Source organism: Mesorhizobium amorphae CCNWGS0123 (genome assembly GCF_001686985.1).
Taxonomy (GTDB): Bacteria; Pseudomonadota; Alphaproteobacteria; order Rhizobiales; family Rhizobiaceae; genus Mesorhizobium; species Mesorhizobium amorphae.
In genome coordinates, this window is sequence record NZ_CP015318.1 from 5,450,977 (window position 1) to 5,471,267 (window position 20,291).

A 20,291-nucleotide genomic window follows, 5' to 3' on the forward strand; every position below is an offset into this window, starting at 1 on the left:
CAAGCTTTCGAATAGCTTGACGACATACTTCTCGGCATCGCCCTTTCGGTCAGTATGAACGACCCCGAAGCGCCTGACGTCCGCGGTCAGCTCGAAAAAGTGGCGAATGGTTCGCTGCAATCCCGGGCCGTCCAACGGGCGCCAGCGAACAGGATCAAACGCGAGGCGTAATCTGCGCCGCAATTCGAGTGTCAGCGATTTGCGTACCGAGCGCCTGCAGCGTCGCCAAATACTGCCTAATCGGTCAGCGTTGCGATGATTTTTGCATCATCGGCATGAGGCGACTGCCTTCAAACACAAGAGAAAGCGGCCCCAAGCCGGCATTTCTGGACTGGCACGTCCCTTGCTTCGTTGCTTAACGTGCAGAGCGTCTAGGGTTCCGGCCGTGTCGAGTACGGCGCTGGTCCAAGAGACGCGGCCGCCAGGGATGCATTAAGGCATCCGGCGGAACACGGCGGGCCAAAATCCCGGGAGAACCCTGCACGGGTTTGCTGGCGCGAACCTCTCCCGGATGCGCGCTCCGTGAACCCCCAACAGACGTCTGGGCGCAACCCGGATCGCAAACAGGGGTACGCAATGCTTCGCAAGCTGGCCGCAATCATCCTAGCCGCATCACTCAGCCTTCCCTTCATCGCAACAGCGCAGGCAGCGCCTAAGAAAGACTTCAAGATCTGCTGGTCGATCTATGTCGGATGGATGCCCTGGGGCTATCTTTCCGACAGCGGCATCATGAAGAAATGGGCCGACAAATACGGCATCAATGTCGAGATCACCCGCATCAACGACTATGTCGAAAGCATCAACCAGTACACCGCCGGCGGCTTCGACGGCTGCTCGATGACCAACATGGACGCCCTGTCGATCCCGGCCGGCGGCGGCGTCGACACGACTGCCTTGATCGTCGGCGACTTCTCGAACGGCAATGACGCCGTCATCCTCAAGGACAAGGCCGCGCTCAAGGATATTGCCGGCCAGAAGGTCAATCTCGTCGAGCTCTCGGTCTCGCACTATCTGCTGGCGCGCGCGCTGGACACGGTCGGGCTGGTTGAGAAGGACATCGCGGTGGTCAACACGTCCGACGCCGACATGGTCGCCGCCTACGGCACCAGCGACGTCACCTCCGTCGTCACCTGGAATCCGCTGGTCTCCGAGATCGTCGCCATGCCCGGCGCTCACAAGGTGTTCGATTCGGCGCAGATACCCGGTGAGATCATCGACCTGATGGTCGTCAACACCGAGACGCTGAAGGACAATCCGGCATTGGGCAAGGCGCTGGTCGGCGCATGGTACGAAGCGATGGCGCTGATGACCTCGGGCACGCCCGAAGGCAAGGCGGCCAAGGAAGAGATGGCCAAAGCATCGGGTACGGATCTTGCCGGCTTCGACGCACAACTGGCATCGACGGCGATGTTCTTCGAGCCGGTCAAGGCGGTTGACTTCACCAACGGCGCCGAACTGCCGAAGACCATGGATCTGGTCCGCAACTTCCTGTTCAGCCACGGCATCCTCGGCACCAATGCGCCGAGCGTCGACGTGATCGGCATGAGCTTCGCCGACGGCTCGACGCTGGGCGACGCCAAGAACGTCAAACTGCGTTTCGATCCGGCCTATATGGCCCTGGCGGCGGCTGGAACGCTGTAGGGCGCGGCCATGCTGGCCAGAGGAAGCGGCGCCATGAACGCTGTGCCCGAGGGAGGCGCTGAAGTCCCGCGCGCCCCTCGGCGCAGGCCGCGGCTTCGCCTGATCAACGCGACAGTGTCGCGAGGCGGAGCCCTGTTCCTTGGGGCCCTGCCGTTTGCCGCCGTGGCGGTCGCCTATCTCTTCGCTTCGGCGCAAAGACTGGCCGTCAACCCCAGCGACAAGCTGCTGCCCTCTCCAGCACAGATGTGGTCGGCTTTCCTGGATCTTGCCACGGTTCCTGACAAACGCTCTGGCGACCTTATCCTGTGGGCAGACACTTTTGCCAGCCTGGTCAGGCTGTTCGCAGGCGTCGGTGTGGCGACGCTCGCCGCCCTTTGCCTCGGTGTCGCCATCGGCTTCATCCCGCGTGTCAGGGCTTTTCTGCTGCCCTTCGTCACCGTGGTCTGCGTTATCCCGCCCTTGGCGATGCTGCCGATCCTGTTCATCGCACTCGGCCTCGGCGAAACGGCCAAGATCACCTTGATCGCTCTCGGTGTCGCACCGGTCATGGTGCGCGACATCGCCAACCGGGTGATGGAGTTGCCGCCCGAACTCGTCGCCAAGGCGCAAACGCTCGGCGCCAACAGCTGGACCATGGTGCTGCGGCTGGTGCTGCCGCAGGTCACGCCGCGCCTCATCACCTGCGTGCGGCTAGCGCTTGGACCGGCGTGGCTGTTCCTGATCGCGGCGGAAGCCATCGCCTCGACCGAGGGGCTGGGCTACCGCATCTTCCTCGTCCGTCGCTATCTGTCGATGGACGTCATCCTGCCTTACGTCGCCTGGATCACTTTGCTTGCCGTCATCACCGACTGGTTGCTGGTGCGGCTCTCGCACGTCATCTCCCCCTGGGCTCATCCGGTGCAGGACAAATGAGCCGCATCGTCGTCCATGGGCTGGAGAAGAGCTACGGCGATGCCCGCGTGCTGGAACGCGTCAATGTCACCGCCGAGGCCGGCGAGTTCCTGTCACTGGTCGGCGCCAGCGGCTGCGGAAAATCGACCTTCCTGCGCATCCTGCTCGGTCAGGAACAGCAGAGCGGCGGCGTGGTCGTTGTCGGCGATCAGCCGATCGTGCCGCAGCCGACGCCGCAGCGCGGCATCGTCTTCCAGCGCTATTCGGTGTTTCCGCATCTGACCGCCCTGCAAAACCTGCTTTTGGTCGAAGACTTTCGCTCCGGCGGGCCGTTCGGCCGCGTCTTCGGCGTCAAACGCAGAAACGCCAGGCAAGAGGCCGATACCATGCTGGAGCGCGTCGGCCTCGCCCATGCGCGCGACCTCTATCCGGCCTCGCTCTCGGGCGGCATGCAGCAACGGCTGGCGATTGCGCAGACCTTGCTCGGCCGGCCGCAGATCCTGCTTCTCGACGAGCCGTTCGGCGCGCTCGATCCGGGCATTCGCGTCGAGATGCACGAACTGCTCACCGAGCTATGGAGCGAACACGGCATGACCGTCGTCATGGTCACCCACGATATCAGTGAGGCCTTCAAGCTCGGCACCCGTCTGCTGGTCTTCGACAAGGTCCGCCACGACCCGCAATTCCCGTCTGCCTACGGGGCGACGATCACCTACGATCTGAAGCTCGACCGCAAGAGCCGGGCTTCCGCACGAGACGTGGCCAAAGTGGCCGCGATGGTCGGGACGACCCGACTGGATAGCGCAAATGCGACGGCGGCGTCGTGAAGGAGGTTTTCATGCACAGAGACATTCCAGAACGCCGGCATCGCCGCGCCGGGCTATTCGACCGCCAGCCACGCCAGCGTTTACACCATCCGAACTTCGAGATCCGCGACATGCAGGGCTGGAAGTCGATCGAAGCGGAAGGAAAGCTGCCCGAGGACGGCTGGCGTAAAGAACAGAAATGGGCGCTGGATATGGGCCTGCCGGGGTCGGATTCGATCATCGACAAGTCTATCCCGACATTCGCGCGCGGCGAGCTGCCGCATTTCGCCGGCATCAACACCTTCCTCAAGGCGCCCTATGTCGAGAACGTCCGCGATGTCGGCAGGTATGACGCGGCCGTCATGGGCATACCCTTCGACAGCGGCACCACCTACCGGCCCGGTACCCGTTTCGGACCGCAAGGCATCCGCCGCATCTCGGCGCTCTACACGCCTTACAATTACGAGCTCGGCGTTGACCTGCGCGAGCAGATGACGCTGTGCGATGCCGGCGACGTCTTCACCATCCCGGCCAATCTCGAAAAGAGCTTCGACCAGATCACCAAGGGCGTCAGCCATGTTGCTTCGTCGGGTGCGCTGCCGATCATGCTGGGTGGCGATCATTCGATCGGATTCCCCTGCGTGCGCGGCATTGCCGACGTGACCTCCAAGCGCATCGGCATCATCCATTTCGACCGCCACATCGACATCCAGGAAAAGGATCTCGACGAGCGCATGCACACGACGCCCTGGTACTGGGCGACCAACCTGCCGAACGTCTCGGCGACAAATCTGGTGCAGCTCGGCATCGGCGGCTGGCAGGTGCCCCGCTACGGCGTGGCCGAGGCGAGGAAGCGTGGCACCAACGTGCTGACGATTTCCGACATCGAACAGATGGGGCTGGAGAAGGCGGCGGAAATCGCGCTCGAGCTTGCATGGAAGGACACCGACGCCGTCTACATCTCCTTTGATGTCGACAGCATCGATTGCGGTTTCGTGCCCGGCACCGGCTGGCCGGAGCCGGGCGGCTTCCTGCCGCGCGAAGCACTTAAGCTGCTCGGGCTCGTCTCGGCGCCGGGTATCTGCGGACTGGAGGTGGTCGAGGTGTCGCCGCCCTACGACACCTCGGACATCACCGCGCTGTTCGGCGTGCGGGTTGTCGTCGAGGCGCTCGGCTCGATGGTCGCCCATGGCAATCTCGGCAAGCACAAATCCATCATCGACAAGCCGACGAGTTTTTGACCATGCACAACGATCATCATCACCACGGCCACGACCATGGCGACGGCCACCATCACGGGCCGAACGGTCACCACCATTCGCACCCTGTCGGCCACAACGGGCCGGCCGGCAAGCCGTTGCAATGGCAGACACCGCATCTGCCGCATGCTCCCGAACCCGCCAACCCGCGGGCGACGGATCTCAATCTCGTCGAGGTCGCCTTTCTCGAAGGGTTTTCACGGGCGCCCGATCCGTCTAGTTTCCTGCGCCTCGCCGGAATTCCCTTCGTCGGCGAAACCGCCGAAGGCGTGCGGCTGCATCTTCTGCGCGTCGAGACGCAGGACATGGTCGATGTCGGCGCCGTCATGCCGCTGATCGGCGGCGGCGGCGTAACCTATCACCCGCTGCCCGCGAAACTAACGTCGCACCGGCGCCGCCTGGCCTTCGTCTACCAAGACGGCACCGGGCAAAAGCCCCTCGACTTCGGCACGGCACGGCTTTTGGCCGACAGATCCGAAGCCGCGCAAATCGCCATGCCAGGATCCGGACAATAAGCCCCGGCTTCGAACCGATCACTCCTCTTTCAGGTCCAGAACAATGAAAACAACGCTTTCGATGCTCGGCAGGCTTGCCCCGGCAACCACCGTGGTCCTCGTGCCGTCCTTGGCCTTCGCCCACAGCGGCGGCTTCCATGTCCACGGCCTTGTGAGCGGCCTGCAACACGCGCTGGCCGGCATCGACCATCTGCTGGCGATGATGGCTGTCGGCATCATCGCCACCCGCACCGGCGGCAAGGGGATCATCGTCGTGCCGTCGTGCTTTGTCTCGGCGATGGTCGCAGGCGCTCTGCTCGGTATCGCCGGCATCGGCCTGTCCTCACTGGAAACCGGGATCGCGCTGTCGCTGGTAGTCTTTGGCGCAATGATGGCGCTTGCGCAACCTTTGCCGCTTGCTGTCGCCGCCTCGCTGACTGCCCTCTTCGCCCTCTTTCATGGCAACGCTCACGGTCTCGAAGTCCCCCAGACGGCCAGCGGCATCGCCTACGCGATCGGCTTCGTCACCAGCACCGTAGCCCTGCTCGCAACTGGCGCGCTTGCCGCGCTGCCGCTGCGACGCTGGCCGGCGGCGATTCGCACGGCCGGGGTCGGCACGTCGCTGGTCGGCGCAGCACTCGCGGCGCAATTCATCTGAACGGCGGCGGGGGGCGATCGCAGCGAACAATAGGTGATCATATGCGACTGTGGCGACGCATTCGAACCGTGCTGTACCAGATCCTGAAGGTGCGGGCCGAGCGACTCTGATCGCATCCACTCGAACAATATCTACCCGCGAATGGCTGACGCCTTTCGGGGGGCTTGCGGTACGCCGCGAGGGCGCACGAGGATAGTCGGCGCGATTGCCGCATGGAATCAGTGCGGACGCCCCCGCGCGAATAGAGGTTGCCCATTATAAGTATTTTTCGCCAGATTCTCCTGGCGGGACATGTCGCACCGATCGGATGCTCGCGGAGTTCACGAAGGCGCTGACGACGCATGATGTCGAATGCGAAATCGTTCGTGCGCTTACCCATGACATCAAGCCGCTTCTGACATGGATCAGGGAACGACTGCCCATGATGACTGCAATGGGGATGCGACGCCGCTTCTTTTCGGGACGGGCCAGACGCACTGGTTGTGCGGAGGTGCTCATGCAGCCAATGTCGTAATGCGCCACCGAATTGCAAGCTCGGTGACGGCTTTAAAGAGAGGGCGCGTCCCGAATGCACGAGCCGCCTTGCTTCGGTGCCTAACGCATCAACCGAATGTCCACTTCGGAAAAATGTTCTCAGCTCGTTCGCGACACTGACAGGTTCATGGGCGTGACCTACACCTATTCCGGCTATCCGATGGTGCACGAAGCCCGGCACATGGTCGCCACCGGTCAACTTGGAAAAATTCGGACCGTCCAGGTTGAGTACCCGCTCGAGTGGATGGCGACCGCTATAGAGACCGAGGGCAATGCGCAGGCAGCTTGGCGCACAGACCCCAAGAAAAACGGCCGAGGCGGCTCGATCGGCGACATCGGCACACATGCCTACCACCTGGCGGGTTTCGTATCCGGCCTCAAGCTCGAGTCTCTCACGGCGGATCTCGCGACGTTCGTGGAAGGACGTGCACTCGATGACAATGCGCATGTACTTCTCCGTTACCAAGGTGGTGCCCGCGGCCTGCTGTGGTCCTCACAAGTGGCGCTCGGATCATCAAATGGCGTGCGTCTGCGCGTCTTCGGCGAGAAAGCGTCGCTGTCCTGGTTCCAGGAACAGCCGAACGAACTTGTCCATGCGCGGCTCGGCGGACGAACCGAAACCATCAAACGCGGCGCCGATGATGATCTCAGCGAGGGAGCAAAGGCCCGGACCCGTACTCCGCCGGGACACCCTGAGGGGTATCTTGAAGCTTTCGCCAACCTCTATGCGGGGTTCGCGGAAGCGATCAACGCCAAGCGTGACAAGCGCGAACCCGCAGCCATAGGCCGCGATATCCCGTCGGCCTACGATGGCCTGAAGGGCGTCGCGTTTGTCGATGCCGTGGTTGACAGCGCAAGCGCGCAAGACCCGTCCTGGCTGACGCCTGTCGCGGTGTGACAAGTCGCAATTGGAAAGTGGATTGGCCAAGAGGCCGTAGACACACATCCGATTGAGCTTGGCCAGTTGGTTCAAGATCCTGGTTCGTCGCGGTGACGGTCGCGCGCCTCCCGTCGCACTGGCGAGGAGCAATCACGTCTACGCCACTGGGAGATGACGCTACGAAGCTCGAGGACCCGGAACTGTTCTGCCTGGAACCTGTTCTCGCGCCCACCCGCAGCGGCCTTTGCTCCTACCGGGTGGATGCTTTCAAAAAGAAATTCCATCGGAATCGGCTGCTAAATCGGCAGAGATCAACCGAACTGGCGCGCGCCTTCCAGCATTTTGAGGCTGTGGCCGAGTTCGGAACCGCCTAATTGCACGTCGTTGCCGCCGATTACCGCACGCATCGTTGCAGGGTCTTTCGAAACCAGGGGGCTTGGGCTACGTATGAGGTGCAATCAGCTAGACGGAGAATTTGACGAACGGGCCCAAAACCATTCACTCAGAAGTCAGAAACTTACCCGATAGCGCTCAATTCAAACTCGAAGAATTAAGCATAAGCCACTGATTTGTAACAAATTGGTGGGCCCGGAGGGTCACCGTTTTCCACACAAAATCAACACGTTACCGGATGGTTCGCCAACCCGTTTCCTTCGTATTCTCTCTGGCGAACCTAAGGACCAGGAGGAGGACTAGTTTTCCATGCACGCGGTGTCACTTTCATCCTACAAGAAGGGGTCGATGAACCCGTGACGAGCGCGGCTGGTTTGGGGCCGCGAGCAGACAGTCCGCTTACGGATGCTTCAGACCGAAGCCCCTCTCTCCCTTGCGAACTTACTGTGCACAAATCTGGGTGGGGCGTCAGCGAATGCGGCTTCCTTCTCCATCGAACACCCGCGCGCGGGTCGGCTGAAAGCGCAGCGTGATTGTCTCGCCGAAACCCGGCTGGTCCTCGCGCCGTTCGGCAACCACGCTCTCGCCGCTCGCCAGGGCGCCGTGCACGTAGGAGGTCGATCCCAAGCGTTCGGTGACGTCGACTGATAGCGAGAGAGTCACGCCATCTTTCTCGTCGAGATGTTCGGGCCTGATGCCGAGTGTGACGGCGCGGCCGTTTTCCAGCCTCGTTGCCAGATGCGTTATGTCCACCCTCGCCTCGCCAGCGAGCAGTGCCTTGCCGTCATCCGCCACCGTCGCCTTGAGGAAATTCATGCGTGGCGTGCCGATGAAGCCGGCGACGAAGGCATTGTCTGGATCGTCGTAGAGCGACAGCGGCGTGCCGGTCTGCTCGATCTTGCCTGCCTTCAGCACAACGATCTTGTCGGCCAGCGTTAACGCCTCGGTCTGATCATGCGTGACATAGACCATGGTGCGGCGGATCGACTGGTGCAGGCGCTTGATCTCGGCGCGGAGCTCGGTGCGCAAGGCGGCGTCGAGGTTTGAGAGCGGCTCGTCGAACAGGAACAGGCGTGGATCGCGCACCAGCGCCCGGCCGATGGCGACGCGCTGGCGCTGACCGCCGGAAAGCTCGCGCGGCAGCCGTGACATGAGCGGCTCGATCTGCAGCAGCCGCGCTACACCCGCGACCTTCTCGTCCGAAGTTCTGCGGTCGAGGCCGCGCATCTTCAGCGGAAAGGCGATGTTCTGCGCCACCGTCATGGTGGGATAGAGTGCGTACGACTGGAACACCATGGCGACATCACGGTCTCGCGCGGGAAGGTTGGTGACGTTGCGGTCGCCGATGACGATGGTGCCGGAATCGATCGGATTGAGACCTGCCACCGCATGCAGCAGCGTTGACTTCCCGCAGCCGGACGGGCCGAGCAGCACGACGAACGAGCCCTCCTCCACCTCGACCGAGACGTCGTCCAGAACCTGAACCGCGCCGTAGGATTTCGATACCGACCTGATCGAGAGTTGCGCCATCGAAATTTCCTATCCCTTCACGCTGCCAAGCGTCATGCCGCGCACGATCTGCCCTTGCACCAGGACACCGAGCACGATCATCGGCAGCATGATGAGGGTGGCAGCCGCGGTCAGCGCGCCCCACTGGATGCCCTGGAATGTCAGGAACGACGTTATCGAAACCGGCAGCGTCTGCGTGTCGCGGCCGGTGAGCACCAGAGCTACGAAGAACTCGTTCCAGGTGAACAGCACGCACAGGATCAGCGTGGCGACGATGCCGCCCCGCGCCGCCGGAAGATAGACGTGCCAGAAGACCCTGAACTCGCGCGCGCCGTCGACGCGGGCGGCATCGCGCAATTCTTTCGGAATGTCGTCGAAGAAGGTGATCAGCAACGAGATGGCGAAGGGCACGTTGACGAAGGCATAGGCGGCGATCAGCAGCCAGTGCTTGTTCAGAGCGCCGATGCGGGTCGCCAGATAATACATCGGGATGACGAAGAGCAGCGCCGGCGCAATGCGCAGGCTGAGGATGAATTTTTCCTTTGAGCGGCGCAATTCGGCAGGCTGCTGCGCCAGCCCGTAGGCGGCGATCGAGCCGATGGCCACAGCAAGCGCGCTGGAGAGGATCGAGATGATGAAGGAGTTGGCGAAAGCGCTGAGGAAACCGCGATTGGCGAACACCGTGCGATAGTTGTCGAGCGTCGGGCTGAACAGCCAGACGGGCGGGATGGCGAAGGCATCGCGCGTCGTCTTGAAGGAGGTGACGACCACCCAATAGAGCGGGAACAGCACTGCCAGCAGCAGAAGCAGCAGACCGACGCAGAACAGCGCGCGCCTAGCCATCAGCGGTCCCCCGTCTTCGGGAACAGCACGCTGTACATGGTCAACAGCGCGACGTTGGTGAAGATGGTCAGGATGATGGCGATGGCGAGCGAATAGGAAATGTCGAAATTGGTGAAGGCGACGATATAGCCGTAATAGTTCAGCGTCTCGGTCGACAGCGCCGGTCCGCCGCGGGTCATGATGTAGAAAAGGTCGAAGGCCTTGATGCTGTCTATCGCCCGGATCAGCGCGACGATGGCGAGCGCCCGGCGCAGCATCGGCAGCAGCACATACCAGGTGACCTGCCATTCGCGGGCGCCGTCGACGCGTGCGGCGTTGAGCGGATCGGTCGGTGCCGATTCAAGCGCCGCCATCACCAGAAGGATTACGAAGGGCGTCCATTGCCAGATGTCGGCGATCAAGACCGCAAACAGCGCGATCCGCGGGCTGCCCAGCCAGTCGACCTGGGCGATGCCGACCAGTGACAAAAGGTAGTTCGCCATGCCGGTAGCGGAATCGAAGAGGAAGCGCCAGGTGAGGCCAACGACCACCGGCGTCATGATGATGGGAACCAGAAGCAGCGTCCGTACCAGCCGCTTCATGGCGAAGTTGCGGTCGAGGAAAAGCACCACCGCAAGACCGAGCGCGATCTCGATCACGGTCGCAAGCGTCGTGAACAGTACGGTACGCCAGAGTGCGGCCATGGCGCGCGGATCGCCGAGGAAGCGGATGTAGTTGTCCAGCCCGACGAATTTTTCCCGTCCTGCCCGCATCAACGAGAGGTCGTGCAGCGATATCCAGATCACGAACAGCGTCAGCGCCACCGACGCCACGGTGAGGCAGACGATAACCGGCTGGAAGAAATGCCTGGTCGGATCCGACGCTGTGGCCACGGTGCTCAATCCATCAACCTCGCCATTGATCTCGCCCTGCCGCGCACAGGGAGCGCACGCGGCAGGGCACGCCTCTTCGCCTTATCGGGCGAGCGCGGCGTTGTTGGCGTCATCGGCCTCCTTCAGGGCATCGGCGGCGCTTGCGGTCCCGGCGAGCGCCTTGGAGACGGCGATGCCGGTGTTGTTGATGATCTCGTTCGCCTGTTCCACCGTCGGCAGATATTGCGGATTGCCGGCGTTGATGGCGGCGATCATGCCTTCCTTGAAGGCGCCGTAGCGCTTGCCGAAACTGTCGCTGTTGAGCGCCGAGAGCGAGGTCACGCCGGAGTTCGGATCGGTCTCGATCGACTTCAGCTGCTGCTCCTTGGCGGTCGCCCAGGCGGCGAAAAGTGCTGCCGCCTCCTGGTTCTTGGATTCGGCCGAGACATACATCGAATGCACCGCGAGCGAGGACGAGCCACCCTTGGGCGAGGTCGACTTCATCGGCACCGGCACGTAGCCGACCTTGCCGACAACCGTCGAGACCGCAGGGTCCTCATTGTAGGCGCCGTTGACGGTGGCATCGAGGGTGATCGCCGCCTTGCCCTGCTGGAACAGCAGCCGGTTCTCCTCCCAGCCGAAATTGGCGACGCCGACCGGGCCGTAGTCCTTCAGCACTTTTGTGAAGGCGTCGAGCGCGGCGGTGCCTTCCGGTGTCGCCAGCGCCGACTTGCCGTCGGCGCCAAGGAAAGAGCCGCCGAAGCCCCACAGATAGGCCGCCCAGACATAGACGCCCTGGATGCCTTGCTGGCCGCGCATTGTGATGCCGGCAATCTCCTTGTTGGTCTTCTCCGAGATCGTCTTGGCGGCGTTCTCGATGTCCTCGAAGCTCTTGGGTGCTGCCAGCCCGTACTTTTCGAACAGGTCCTTGCGGTACATGACGAAGGTGCTCTCGCCATAGACCGGCAGGCCGTAGAGCTTGCCGTCGAGCACGTTGGTGTCGAAGTAGCCGGGCACGAAATCGGCCTTGTCGAAATTCTCCTTGTGCTTGGCCAGGAAATCGTCGAGCGGCACGATGTAGCCGGACTTCACGAAACCCGGCAGGTAGATGATGTTGTTCTGGACGACGTCGTAGCGGCCGGACTTGGAGGAGAACTCCAAAAGCTCCTTCGCCGTGATGTCGGCCTCGGGAACGACTTCGATCGCCACATCGATGCCGGTCTTGTCCTTGAATTCCGGCAGCATCTTCTGGATAGCGTCGGTGGTCGGATGGCCCTCGAGCAGCACCGAGATCTGCACGCCGTTGAAGGGCTTATCATCGGCCGAGGCCGGGGCTGCAAGCGCGAGCGCGGCGGCGGCCGCGCCAAGCATCAGTAGATTGCGTCTGCTAGGCATGTTTTCGTCTCCCATTGTTGGGCCGCTTGGCCTCGTTCAGTTTCGCGTCGTCGGTTTGCCGGAGTTCAACCGAGGCGCACGATTTCGCCGCTCTCGGCCGATTGCATCATCGCAAGGGTGAGTTCGAGCGAACGAAGGGCTTCCTGCCCGGTGGCGATCGGCATCGCCGCGCCGTCCAGCCAGTCGATCAGGCCGCCGAGCTGGCGCGCGAGGTCGCCGTCGATGCGGCCGTTGAGCAAAGGCCAGTGCTGGGTGTCGATCTCTCGAGACCCCTCGTTGCTAGCGAAGTAGAGCCCGCTGTCGCCGCACTGAACCTCGAAGGATCCATCGGTGCCGATGACCTCCATGCGCGCGTCGATCATGTGGCGTGCGCCGGAGGGCAACGACCAGGCGCTTTCGAAATTGACCACCGTGCCGCCGGAAAAGCGCACGATGGCGGCGATGCTGTCCTGTGTGCCGGAGCTGCCAAGCAGCCGGTCGGTCTGTTGGGCATAGATCGAGACCGGATGCTGGCCTTCGAGCATCCACAACACCATGTCGACGTCATGCACGGTGACATGAAGTGCCAGCGGCAGCTTGCCGCCATAGCGCTTCGGGCCTTCGGTGCGGGCGCTGTTGCGCCGGGCATAGATGTGGATCGGCTCGCCGATCCGGCCCGAAATCATCAGTTCCTTGGCGGCGGCGTAGCGCGGGTCGAAGCGCAGCAGATAACCGACGCCGAGCTTGACATTGGCCGCCTCGCAGGCGGCGATGATGGCCTTGGCGTCCTCGACTTTGGAGGAAATGGGCTTCTCGACAAAGATGCTGATGCCGGCTTCCGCCACCGCAGCGGCGGGCGCCAGATGCAGGTTGTCGGGCGTGCAGATCGAGACGAGATCGAGATCGCGCTCCGTGCTGAGTAACGCCTGATGGCTGTCATAGATCTTGCAGCCGGGTGCCTTCGCCGCGACGGCCTCGGCAAGCACGCGGTTGGGGTCGACGATGGCCGCGAGTTCGGAGCCCACCATGTTGGCGAAGATGCCGGCATGCATGGAACCCATGAAGCCTGCACCGATGACGGCGACGCGGCGGCGCTTGATCATTTGGGGTTCCTTTTCAATTGCGGGTGGGCGCTCCAGGCGGCGACTTCGTCGGCGAAACGGCGGGTGACGGCATCGGGCCGGGTGATGGCACCGCCGACAACGATGAAGCGGGCTCCAAGTTCGAAGCAGCGGACGGCTTCCTGCGGGCTCCAGATGCGGCCTTCGGCGACGAAGGGCAGGCCGGCGCGGGCGAATTCCTCCATCAGGTCGAAGGCGGGGCCGCGCTGCTCGCTGGAGTAATCCGTGTAGCCGGCCATAGTGGTGCTGACGAGGTCGGCGCCGGCATCGAGCGCTCGCCGGCCTTCGTCCAGCGTGGCGACATCGCCCATCGAGAGCCGCCCCCTTGCCGCGATGGCGGCGAACATATCCTTCAAACTGGCCGGACGCGGCCGGCTGGTGGCGTCGATGGCGACGATGTCGGCGCCGGCCTCGACAACCGCAGCGACATCGTCGAGCGAGGGCGTGATGTAGACCTCGGTGTCGTCGCGCTTGGCCTTGATCAGGCCGATGACCGGAACTTTCACCATCCTGCGGACAGCGGCGATGTTCGCCGCGCCTTCGATACGGATGCCAGATGCGCCGCCCAGCACGACGGAGCATGCCATGGCCGCGATGTGGCCGGGAGCGTCGAGCGGCATGCCGGCCTCGGCCTGGCAGGACACGACCATCGTTCCATCGAGTGTGGCGAACAAATCGCCCTGCTTGGCCTGCACCGGGGCATCTCCTGGTAGAGCATTACCCCGTTAATCAAACGTCGATGAAAGTTTTTGTCAAGAAAATATTTTGGATGAAAATTTCCATCATCTTCTCAATCGGGCGAGCATGGCAGCGCCCAGCAGCCCAGCATCGGCGCCGGCTTGCGCGGCGACGATGGGGCGCTGGAAGATGCGCGGCAGGTCGAGCGAACGCACCCGCAGCGCTTCGATGAAGCCAGGCGCGAGGCCAACGCCGCCGCCAATGGCGAAGCAGTCGACATCGACCGACGCCGTCAGGTCGGCGAAGCCGTTGACCAGCGCATCGACCGCGCTGGCAATGATCTTGGTGGCAACGCTGTTGCCTCCTGTCGCCGCCGAGAACACATCGGGCGCCGCGACTTTGCGGCCGAGGCGTTCGCTGCCGAGCCGTGCGAGCGCGGTACCGGAAGCGACGGTCTCCAGGCAGCCGTGCCGGCCGCAGCCGCAGAGAATGCCGCCAGGCCCGGAGCGCGTATGCCCGACATGGCCGGCGAGGCCGGTGGCGCCGCTCTCCAGCCTGCCATCCACGACAAGTCCGCAGCCAATGCCGGTCGAGACGGTGAAGAAGGCGAAGTTGCGAACCCCCTTACCGGCGCCAAGCGTGAATTCGGCCCAGGCGGCCGCCTGCGCATCGTTGACGACGAGCGGCGGCGTGCCGAAGGCGCGTTCGATCGCCGAAGCCAGCGGGTAGCCGTCCTCGATCGGCAGGGTCTGAGGGTTGAGCGCGGTCAGTGCGCCGTCTCGCACAATGCCGGTGGTGGCTACGGCGACCGCACCGAAGCCCCCGTCCGGCGCCAGCTCGGCGATGGCTGCGATGAGATCGTCGCCCCTGCCGGTGCGCGGCGTCGGCGCCTGGCGCCGGTTGGCAACACTGCCGCCGCTCACCTCAGCGATGGCGATCTTGGAGCCGCCAATGTCGATGGCGAGCACCGGCAGGTTAGAAGCTGCGGTCACTCACGACCTCCGCCGTACGGCTGAGCTCGACCAACCGCTTCGGATCCTGCCTGGTCATCTCGGCCACCAGTGCATCGACGATCAGCAACTGGCTGATCTTCGAAGGAAAGGCGCCGCCCGTAAGCGGCGTCTCCGGCCAGGAGGCGATCAGCGCCAGGTCGCAGGCGGCGATCAGCGGGCTCTTCGAACGATTGGAGATGCCGATGACGAAGGCACCCTTGGAACGCGCGAGCTCGGCGATGCGCACGGCATCGATGGTCGAGCCCGAGCTCGAGATCACCACTTGCACCGTGCTGGGCTGGGCGGTTCCCGCCGCCATCACCGCCAGATGCGCGTCGCCCATCGCACGGCTGAACTTGCCGATGCGGGTCATTTTGTAGGCGAGGTACTGCGCCGTCACGGCAGAAGCGGCGATGCCGAAGCACTCAACCGCGGTCGCGCCCAGCAGCTTCCGCGAGGCGGTGGCGATGTCTTCTCGCACGATCAACTGCTCGGTCTCGCGCAACGAGATAATAGCGGTTTCCACCAGTCGCTGGATATCGTCGGTCGGCGAGCCGATGTCTCTGGCACGCTCGTCAGTCGCCAGTTCCTTGGCCAGGGCGAGCTTGAAATCCTGGAAACCTGTAAAACCCTGGTCGCGGCAGAAGCGCATGACGCTCGCCTCCGACGATCCAGACACCTCGGCTAGTTCGGTGATGCTTTGGCGCAATGTTGCGTCGGGCTGCGCCAGCACCATCTCGGCGACGCGCGCCAGCGCCGGCGACATGTCGCCCGCCGCTGCTCTCAGCGAAGCTATCAGCGCGTGTGTCATGAAGGTTCCTGCGTGCGTTGGTTCAAAAATGCTCCGCCACCCAGGGCGGCGGTCCGGCGAAGAGCTGGTCACAGCGGCGTATGTCAGCCGAGTCGCCAGCGAGGAGCCCATACTGCGCTAGTTTCGAGGCGCTGCGAAAGCCCGTGAACAGCTGCACGAAAGCCGGCGCCTGCATCGACACCGCCGGACCGGTTCCCCCGTCGCTTACCTGGACCCCACCGCCGACGATCTCAACCTGAAACGCGGCATCGCCAATGCGGAGCGCCAGCCTTGCCTGGTCGACATGGTAGCCACGCTGACGCAAGGCGGCGACGGGGTCGAGAACCCGCAACAGCCACTCCTCCTGATGGGCAAGCCGCCAGCCCTTGTCCGGCATCGCCGTCACCAGATCGTCCTGCGGGGCGCCGTGCCAGCGCACCGTTCGATAGACCGAGCGGAACCGGGCGAGGAAAGAGAGCAGGCCAAGCGCCGCTTCTGGCGAGGCCGCGTGCCAGTCCCTCACATCGAGGCAGGCTTTGTTGCCCATGTCGAGGATCATGTACGCACCCATGGCCAGATAGGCGGCGAGCGCGTCGGTCGGGGTGCGTCGCAACTCGTTCCAGTGCGCGGTCGCGCGCGTGAGGAGGCCGGATTCCCGAAGCGTCTTTTCGGTGTAGGCGGTGACAAGGCGCGGATCGTCGAGTTCGACGCGCTCGAAGGCGAGACGACTCGAGGAGGGCAGCGCTGCCGTCTCGGCCTCGTAGACGATTTCGTGGCCGGCGAGTTCGAAGCCGGCCCTGCGGTAGACCGGCCGCGTCGAGGCAAAGAGCGAAGCTATGCCTGCGCCGTTCGCCTTTGCTTCCTCGCAGAGTGCATCGACGAACGGCACGGCGAGCCCCTGCCCTCGACGCTCCGGCGCAATCGCAACATGGGCGATGTTGGCCGCCCGCACCGGCCTGCCATGGAAGACATGAGCCGTCTCGAGCAGCGCCGCGCACACCACCGGACGGCCGTCCTCGCCGCGCAAGAGCCGCAGCGTCTCGATCCCAATGTTGATGATGTATTCGTGCGAACGCGCCTTGCTGAAAGCGAAAGCCCAGCTCAACAAGCTCGCGATATCCGTGACATCTTCATTAGTCGCCGCCTCAATTGTGAAGTTTTTTTTCATACTATCCCCACTCATGACGCTTTTCATCATAGCGGGAAAATGAGGACGCGCAATGGGGCTGCTCAACCCCGACAAATTCGTCTCGGCATCGCTTTAGCGATGGATTGCAAGGCGTTGTAAGTTTCAGCTGGTCGATTTTGGCTTGGCCGCGTCTGCTTTTTGGGGCGCATCATGATTGAACGCCGCGACCGGATGAGGCGCAAAGCTGCCGTTCGGTAGAAGATAAATGCGATCAGCAAGTAGCTGGACAAGCTTCTTGAATCAAACTTGGGCGAACCGCTTCGTAACCCATTGACAAATAACGATTATGTTAGTCGCCGAGGGTCACCGTTTTCTACAGAAAATCAATACGTTAGCGGATGGTTCGCTAAGCCGTTTCCTTCGTATTCTCTCGTATGGTCTGGCGAACCATCGGACCAACAAGACGACTAGTTTCCATACGAGCGGCGCAATGCATGTTGACCATAGCGCTATGAGGGCGGCCGCATTGGGGCCGGGTCCACTTCCGGAAAGGACTGGCCCGAGAGGCGCATTCCGCCAGCGACGCAATATTAGCCGTAATAAGTTACTGTCGGTTGTCCGAGCCAGGACGCTTCGCGCCATAGGCGGCGTTGTACACTCGGCGACAACAGCAGACCTTACGGCAGACTGAAACCGGCATAGGGCTTAAGCGGGACGATTTCGAAATCGAGCATCCCTGCCCTCGCCAGCGGCAGCGTCGCCAGCGTCTCGTGAACTTCACCCTCGTCCTTTGCCTCAACCACCTGGCAAGCGCCGGGCATGTCGCCGCGATGCCAGATCTGGCGCGTGAAGCCGATGCTATAGAGATGGCGGGCCTGTGCCCCCTCGCTCGGTACCAGCTGTTCGAAATCCGCGTCGCTGAATTGGTTAGTCCGCCGGCGAGACAAAACGAGGAATTGCATAGGTTTGGCCCCTGTACTCAGGCGACTGCTGCCATCGCGTGATGGGAAGGATCAGACCGGACGCCCTTCACCAGATCGGCGCCTTTTTCACCAATCATCATCGTCGGCCCATTTGTATTGCCGCTGATCAGCACCGGCATGATCGATGAGTCGATCACTCGCAACCTGTCGATGCCACGCACCCGCAATTCCGGGTCGACGACTGCGGTCTCGTCGACGCCCATCTTGCAGGTGCCGACGGGGTGATAGTCGCAGCACGCATATTGCCTGATGTAGGCCATCAGTTCCTCGTCGGTCTTCGCGACCGGCCCAGGCAGCCGTTCGACTTTGATGAACTTGGCGATTTCGCTTTGCGCCAGCACTTCCCGGATGATCCGTACCGATTTCAGAGCCATGCCGCGATCATAGGGATCAGAAAGATAGTTGGGGTCGACCAGCGGGTCGTCGGCGGGGTTCGACGAGCGCAGCTTCACCGAGCCGATGCTACGTGGTCGAAGGAATGTCGAGTTGATGGTAAAACCATGCCCGTCGAGTCGCGTCTGGCCGCCGCGCACGACCATCGCTGGCGCGACGTGGATTTGCAGGTCGGGTCGCTCCGCTCCCTCGCTCTGGAAGAAACCGCCGCCCTCGACTATGACCGAGGCGGCAGGGCCATTGCGATAGAGCAGCCAGCGAATGCCGTGCAGGAGTGCCTTGGGATAGCGATCCTGGCCGTCATAGCTGATCGGGTCCTTGAGCGTCAGATGAACGTTGGTGCAGAGATGGTCCTGGAGGTTCCGGCCGACACCGCTGAGATCGGTGATCGGCGCGATCCCGAGAGCTTTCAACTCGTCGGCCGGTCCGATACCGGACAGCATCAGCAGGCGCGGCGAGTTGATGGCTCCTGCCGATACGATCACCTCGCTTTCGGCCCGCAGCACCTTCCGCGACTTGCCCTCGGAAAGTTCGACGCCGACGGCGCGGCCGTTCTCGACGACGATCCTTGTGACCCGGGCGTGTGTCCTGACCGTCAAGTTGGGCCGCCTGCTGACGGGATGCAGATAGGAGACAGCGGACGAGCGGCGGCGGCCATCGCGGCAGGTGACCTGGTAGAAGCCGGCGCCATACATGGTGTCGCCATTGAAGTCGGGATTGTACGGCAGGCCATATTGTTGCACGGCGCGAACAAAGGCCCGGGTCAATGGATGCGGGCCGACCTGATCTGAGACTGCAAGCGGACCGCCCTGCCCGTGATAGCGATCGGCGAGCCGATCATTGTCCTCGGATTTGCGGAAATAGGGCAAGATATCCTCATAAGCCCAGCCGTCATTTCCGAGTGCTGCCCAATTGTCGTAGTCCTCCTTTTGGCATCGGATGTAGATCATCGCGTTGATCGAGCTCGACCCGCCAAGTGTCTTGCCCTGCGGATACCAGATGGAGCGGTTGTCGAGGTTCTTCTGCGGCACCGTGTGGAACCGCCAGTTGACGCCCGGCCCGAACAGCTTGCCGATGCCGCCAGGAATATGGATCATCGGATTCCAATCCCGGCTGCCGGCTTCCAGCAGCAGGACCTTGACTTGGGGATCGTCGGACAAGCGGTTTGCCAGCACGCAACCGGCCGAGCCCGCGCCGACAATGATGTAATCCCACATATTCTGCCTCCACTCGCGCCCGAAGGCGCCTACCCGCCGACGCCGCTAAACCGGCCGCCGGCCCCTTGCTCCTCGGTCCTATTTGCCCCTGAAGGCCGGCGCCCGTTTCTCGGCAAAGGCTCGTAGACCTTCAATCCGATCCTCCTTGCCGAACGCCTCGACGGTCAGCCGGTGCTCGATCTCGAGCCCGCTTTGCAGCTCGGTTTCGAATGCCGCCTGAACGGCCTTCTTGGCATAGGGCGTGATGGCAACCGACTTGGCGGAGATCGCAGCGGCGATCTCCAGCGCGCGCGGCAGGAGCCTGTCGGCCGCCACGACTTCGCTGACCAGTCCCTTGCGCTCGGCGAGCGTCGCATCGACCATGTCGCCGGTCAGCACCATCTGCATGGCAAAGGATTTGCCGACCAGGCGCGGCAGCCGCTGCGTGCCGCCATCGCCCGGAAACGATCCGATCTTGATTTCAGGCGTCGCGAATTGAGCTGTCTGCGAGGCGATGATGATGTCGCAAAGCAGCGCAAGCTCCAGCCCGCCGCCCAGCGCATAACCATTCACGGCGGCGATTATCGGCTTGGAGAAGCCCTCGATGGCGCGCCAGCATGCCAGGCGCTCCGGATCGGTATAGGAGGCGACGCCGCGTTCCAGCATGTCAGAAATGTCGGCGCCCGCCGCAAAGGCGCGACCGGCGCCCGTCAGCACCACGCAGCCGACCTCTGTGTCGGCTTCAAAGCCAGCAAGCAGTTGGCTCAATTCGCCCAGCAGCGCTTTGGACAACGCGTTCAGCTTGTCCGGCCGGTTGAGCGTCAGCAGCCGGATGCCGGGCGCCGGTTCCACTGCCTGAACGAGGCGGTCCATCAT

General features: G+C 63.0%; 19 protein-coding genes and 1 riboswitch. Of the genes, 7 read left to right on the forward strand and 12 right to left on the reverse strand.

Features of this window, described 5'->3' with window-relative positions; translation table 11 throughout:
- Positions 1–360: 360 nt before the first annotated feature.
- A riboswitch (guanidine-I (ykkC/yxkD leader) is annotated at positions 361–476 on the forward strand.
- A gap of 100 nt (positions 477–576) precedes the next feature.
- From A6B35_RS25500 to A6B35_RS25535, 7 genes are all read left to right on the forward strand, one after another.
- Positions 577–1,641: a putative urea ABC transporter substrate-binding protein gene (locus A6B35_RS25500; RefSeq protein ID WP_006204384.1), complete on the forward strand. Its 1,065-nt coding sequence runs from the start codon at positions 577–579 to the stop codon at positions 1,639–1,641.
- Positions 1,642–1,674: 33 nt separating this feature from the next.
- Positions 1,675–2,553 carry an ABC transporter permease gene (locus tag A6B35_RS25505; protein WP_006204383.1) on the forward strand — a complete coding sequence of 293 codons (879 nt, stop codon included), beginning with the start codon at positions 1,675–1,677 and terminating at the stop codon, positions 2,551–2,553.
- Positions 2,550–3,359 carry an ATP-binding cassette domain-containing protein gene (locus A6B35_RS25510; protein WP_006204382.1) on the forward strand — a complete coding sequence of 270 codons (810 nt, stop codon included), beginning with the start codon at positions 2,550–2,552 and terminating at the stop codon, positions 3,357–3,359. The genes A6B35_RS25505 and A6B35_RS25510 overlap by 4 nt, the downstream gene beginning before the upstream one ends.
- Positions 3,360–3,370: 11 nt before the next feature.
- Positions 3,371–4,579 (forward strand): agmatinase family protein, encoded by a 1,209-nt coding sequence (locus tag A6B35_RS25515; protein WP_006204380.1) that lies wholly within the window; start codon positions 3,371–3,373, stop codon positions 4,577–4,579.
- 2 nt (positions 4,580–4,581) lie between these two features.
- Positions 4,582–5,112: a hypothetical protein gene (locus tag A6B35_RS25520; RefSeq protein WP_006204379.1), complete on the forward strand. Its 531-nt coding sequence runs from the start codon at positions 4,582–4,584 to the stop codon at positions 5,110–5,112.
- A gap of 43 nt (positions 5,113–5,155) precedes the next feature.
- Entirely contained in the window at positions 5,156–5,749 is a 594-nt protein-coding gene (locus A6B35_RS25525) for a HupE/UreJ family protein (RefSeq protein WP_006204378.1), read from the forward strand.
- 661 nt (positions 5,750–6,410) lie between these two features.
- Positions 6,411–7,181 (forward strand): Gfo/Idh/MocA family protein, encoded by a 771-nt coding sequence (locus A6B35_RS25535; RefSeq protein ID WP_006204376.1) that lies wholly within the window; start codon positions 6,411–6,413, stop codon positions 7,179–7,181.
- A gap of 843 nt (positions 7,182–8,024) precedes the next feature.
- On the opposite strand, the gene A6B35_RS25540 is transcribed toward A6B35_RS25535, so the two are convergent.
- The 12 genes from A6B35_RS25540 to A6B35_RS25595 form a co-directional block, all read right to left on the reverse strand.
- Complete coding sequence (locus A6B35_RS25540) at positions 8,025–9,086, reverse strand: ABC transporter ATP-binding protein (protein ID WP_065518282.1); 1,062 nt, start codon at positions 9,084–9,086, stop codon at positions 8,025–8,027.
- Between the two features lie 9 nt (positions 9,087–9,095).
- Positions 9,096–9,908, reverse strand: coding sequence for a carbohydrate ABC transporter permease (locus A6B35_RS25545; protein WP_006205625.1), 813 nt, complete (start codon positions 9,906–9,908; stop codon positions 9,096–9,098).
- Complete coding sequence (locus A6B35_RS25550; protein ID WP_100084847.1) at positions 9,908–10,780, reverse strand: carbohydrate ABC transporter permease; 873 nt, start codon at positions 10,778–10,780, stop codon at positions 9,908–9,910. Before A6B35_RS25550 ends, A6B35_RS25545 begins: the two co-directional genes overlap by 1 nt.
- 81 nt (positions 10,781–10,861) lie before the next feature.
- Complete coding sequence (locus A6B35_RS25555) at positions 10,862–12,154, reverse strand: ABC transporter substrate-binding protein (protein ID WP_050900871.1); 1,293 nt, start codon at positions 12,152–12,154, stop codon at positions 10,862–10,864.
- Positions 12,155–12,219: 65 nt separating this feature from the next.
- On the reverse strand, positions 12,220–13,236 hold the full coding sequence (locus tag A6B35_RS25560; protein ID WP_006205622.1) for a Gfo/Idh/MocA family protein: 1,017 nt from the start codon (positions 13,234–13,236) through the stop codon (positions 12,220–12,222).
- Positions 13,233–13,949, reverse strand: a complete 717-nt coding sequence (locus tag A6B35_RS25565) for an N-acetylmannosamine-6-phosphate 2-epimerase (protein ID WP_006205621.1) — start codon at positions 13,947–13,949, stop codon at positions 13,233–13,235. The genes A6B35_RS25560 and A6B35_RS25565 overlap by 4 nt, the downstream gene beginning before the upstream one ends.
- Before the next feature lie 87 nt (positions 13,950–14,036).
- Positions 14,037–14,924, reverse strand: a complete 888-nt coding sequence (locus A6B35_RS25570) for an N-acetylmannosamine kinase (protein ID WP_006205620.1) — start codon at positions 14,922–14,924, stop codon at positions 14,037–14,039.
- The gene (locus A6B35_RS25575; RefSeq protein ID WP_006205619.1) at positions 14,908–15,735 is read right to left on the reverse strand and encodes a MurR/RpiR family transcriptional regulator; all 828 of its coding nucleotides are present in this window, start codon (positions 15,733–15,735) and stop codon (positions 14,908–14,910) included. Before A6B35_RS25575 ends, A6B35_RS25570 begins: the two co-directional genes overlap by 17 nt.
- Before the next feature lie 22 nt (positions 15,736–15,757).
- Complete coding sequence (locus A6B35_RS25580) at positions 15,758–16,819, reverse strand: GNAT family N-acetyltransferase (RefSeq protein ID WP_244426070.1); 1,062 nt, start codon at positions 16,817–16,819, stop codon at positions 15,758–15,760.
- Positions 16,820–17,520: 701 nt separating this feature from the next.
- Entirely contained in the window at positions 17,521–17,805 is a 285-nt protein-coding gene (locus A6B35_RS25585; RefSeq protein ID WP_006205617.1) for a muconolactone Delta-isomerase family protein, read from the reverse strand.
- A 17-nt stretch (positions 17,806–17,822) separates the two neighbouring features.
- Complete coding sequence (locus A6B35_RS25590; protein ID WP_006205616.1) at positions 17,823–19,436, reverse strand: GMC family oxidoreductase; 1,614 nt, start codon at positions 19,434–19,436, stop codon at positions 17,823–17,825.
- 78 nt (positions 19,437–19,514) lie between these two features.
- Positions 19,515–20,291, reverse strand: coding sequence for an enoyl-CoA hydratase-related protein (locus tag A6B35_RS25595; RefSeq protein ID WP_006205615.1), 777 nt, complete (start codon positions 20,289–20,291; stop codon positions 19,515–19,517).

Coding starts and splice junctions, on each gene's coding strand:
- A6B35_RS25500 (WP_006204384.1), top strand. CDS start 577: ATGCTTCGCAAGCTGGCCGCAATCATCCTAGCCGCATCACTCAGCCTT.
- A6B35_RS25505 (WP_006204383.1), top strand. CDS start 1,675: ATGAACGCTGTGCCCGAGGGAGGCGCTGAAGTCCCGCGCGCCCCTCGG.
- A6B35_RS25510 (WP_006204382.1), top strand. CDS start 2,550: ATGAGCCGCATCGTCGTCCATGGGCTGGAGAAGAGCTACGGCGATGCC.
- A6B35_RS25515 (WP_006204380.1), top strand. CDS start 3,371: ATGCACAGAGACATTCCAGAACGCCGGCATCGCCGCGCCGGGCTATTC.
- A6B35_RS25520 (WP_006204379.1), top strand. CDS start 4,582: ATGCACAACGATCATCATCACCACGGCCACGACCATGGCGACGGCCAC.
- A6B35_RS25525 (WP_006204378.1), top strand. CDS start 5,156: ATGAAAACAACGCTTTCGATGCTCGGCAGGCTTGCCCCGGCAACCACC.
- A6B35_RS25535 (WP_006204376.1), top strand. CDS start 6,411: ATGGGCGTGACCTACACCTATTCCGGCTATCCGATGGTGCACGAAGCC.
- A6B35_RS25540 (WP_065518282.1), bottom strand. CDS start 9,086: ATGGCGCAACTCTCGATCAGGTCGGTATCGAAATCCTACGGCGCGGTT.
- A6B35_RS25545 (WP_006205625.1), bottom strand. CDS start 9,908: ATGGCTAGGCGCGCGCTGTTCTGCGTCGGTCTGCTGCTTCTGCTGCTG.
- A6B35_RS25555 (WP_050900871.1), bottom strand. CDS start 12,154: ATGCCTAGCAGACGCAATCTACTGATGCTTGGCGCGGCCGCCGCCGCG.
- A6B35_RS25560 (WP_006205622.1), bottom strand. CDS start 13,236: ATGATCAAGCGCCGCCGCGTCGCCGTCATCGGTGCAGGCTTCATGGGT.
- A6B35_RS25575 (WP_006205619.1), bottom strand. CDS start 15,735: ATGACACACGCGCTGATAGCTTCGCTGAGAGCAGCGGCGGGCGACATG.
- A6B35_RS25585 (WP_006205617.1), bottom strand. CDS start 17,805: ATGCAATTCCTCGTTTTGTCTCGCCGGCGGACTAACCAATTCAGCGAC.
- A6B35_RS25590 (WP_006205616.1), bottom strand. CDS start 19,436: ATGTGGGATTACATCATTGTCGGCGCGGGCTCGGCCGGTTGCGTGCTG.
- A6B35_RS25595 (WP_006205615.1), bottom strand. CDS start 20,291: ATGATGGACCGCCTCGTTCAGGCAGTGGAACCGGCGCCCGGCATCCGG.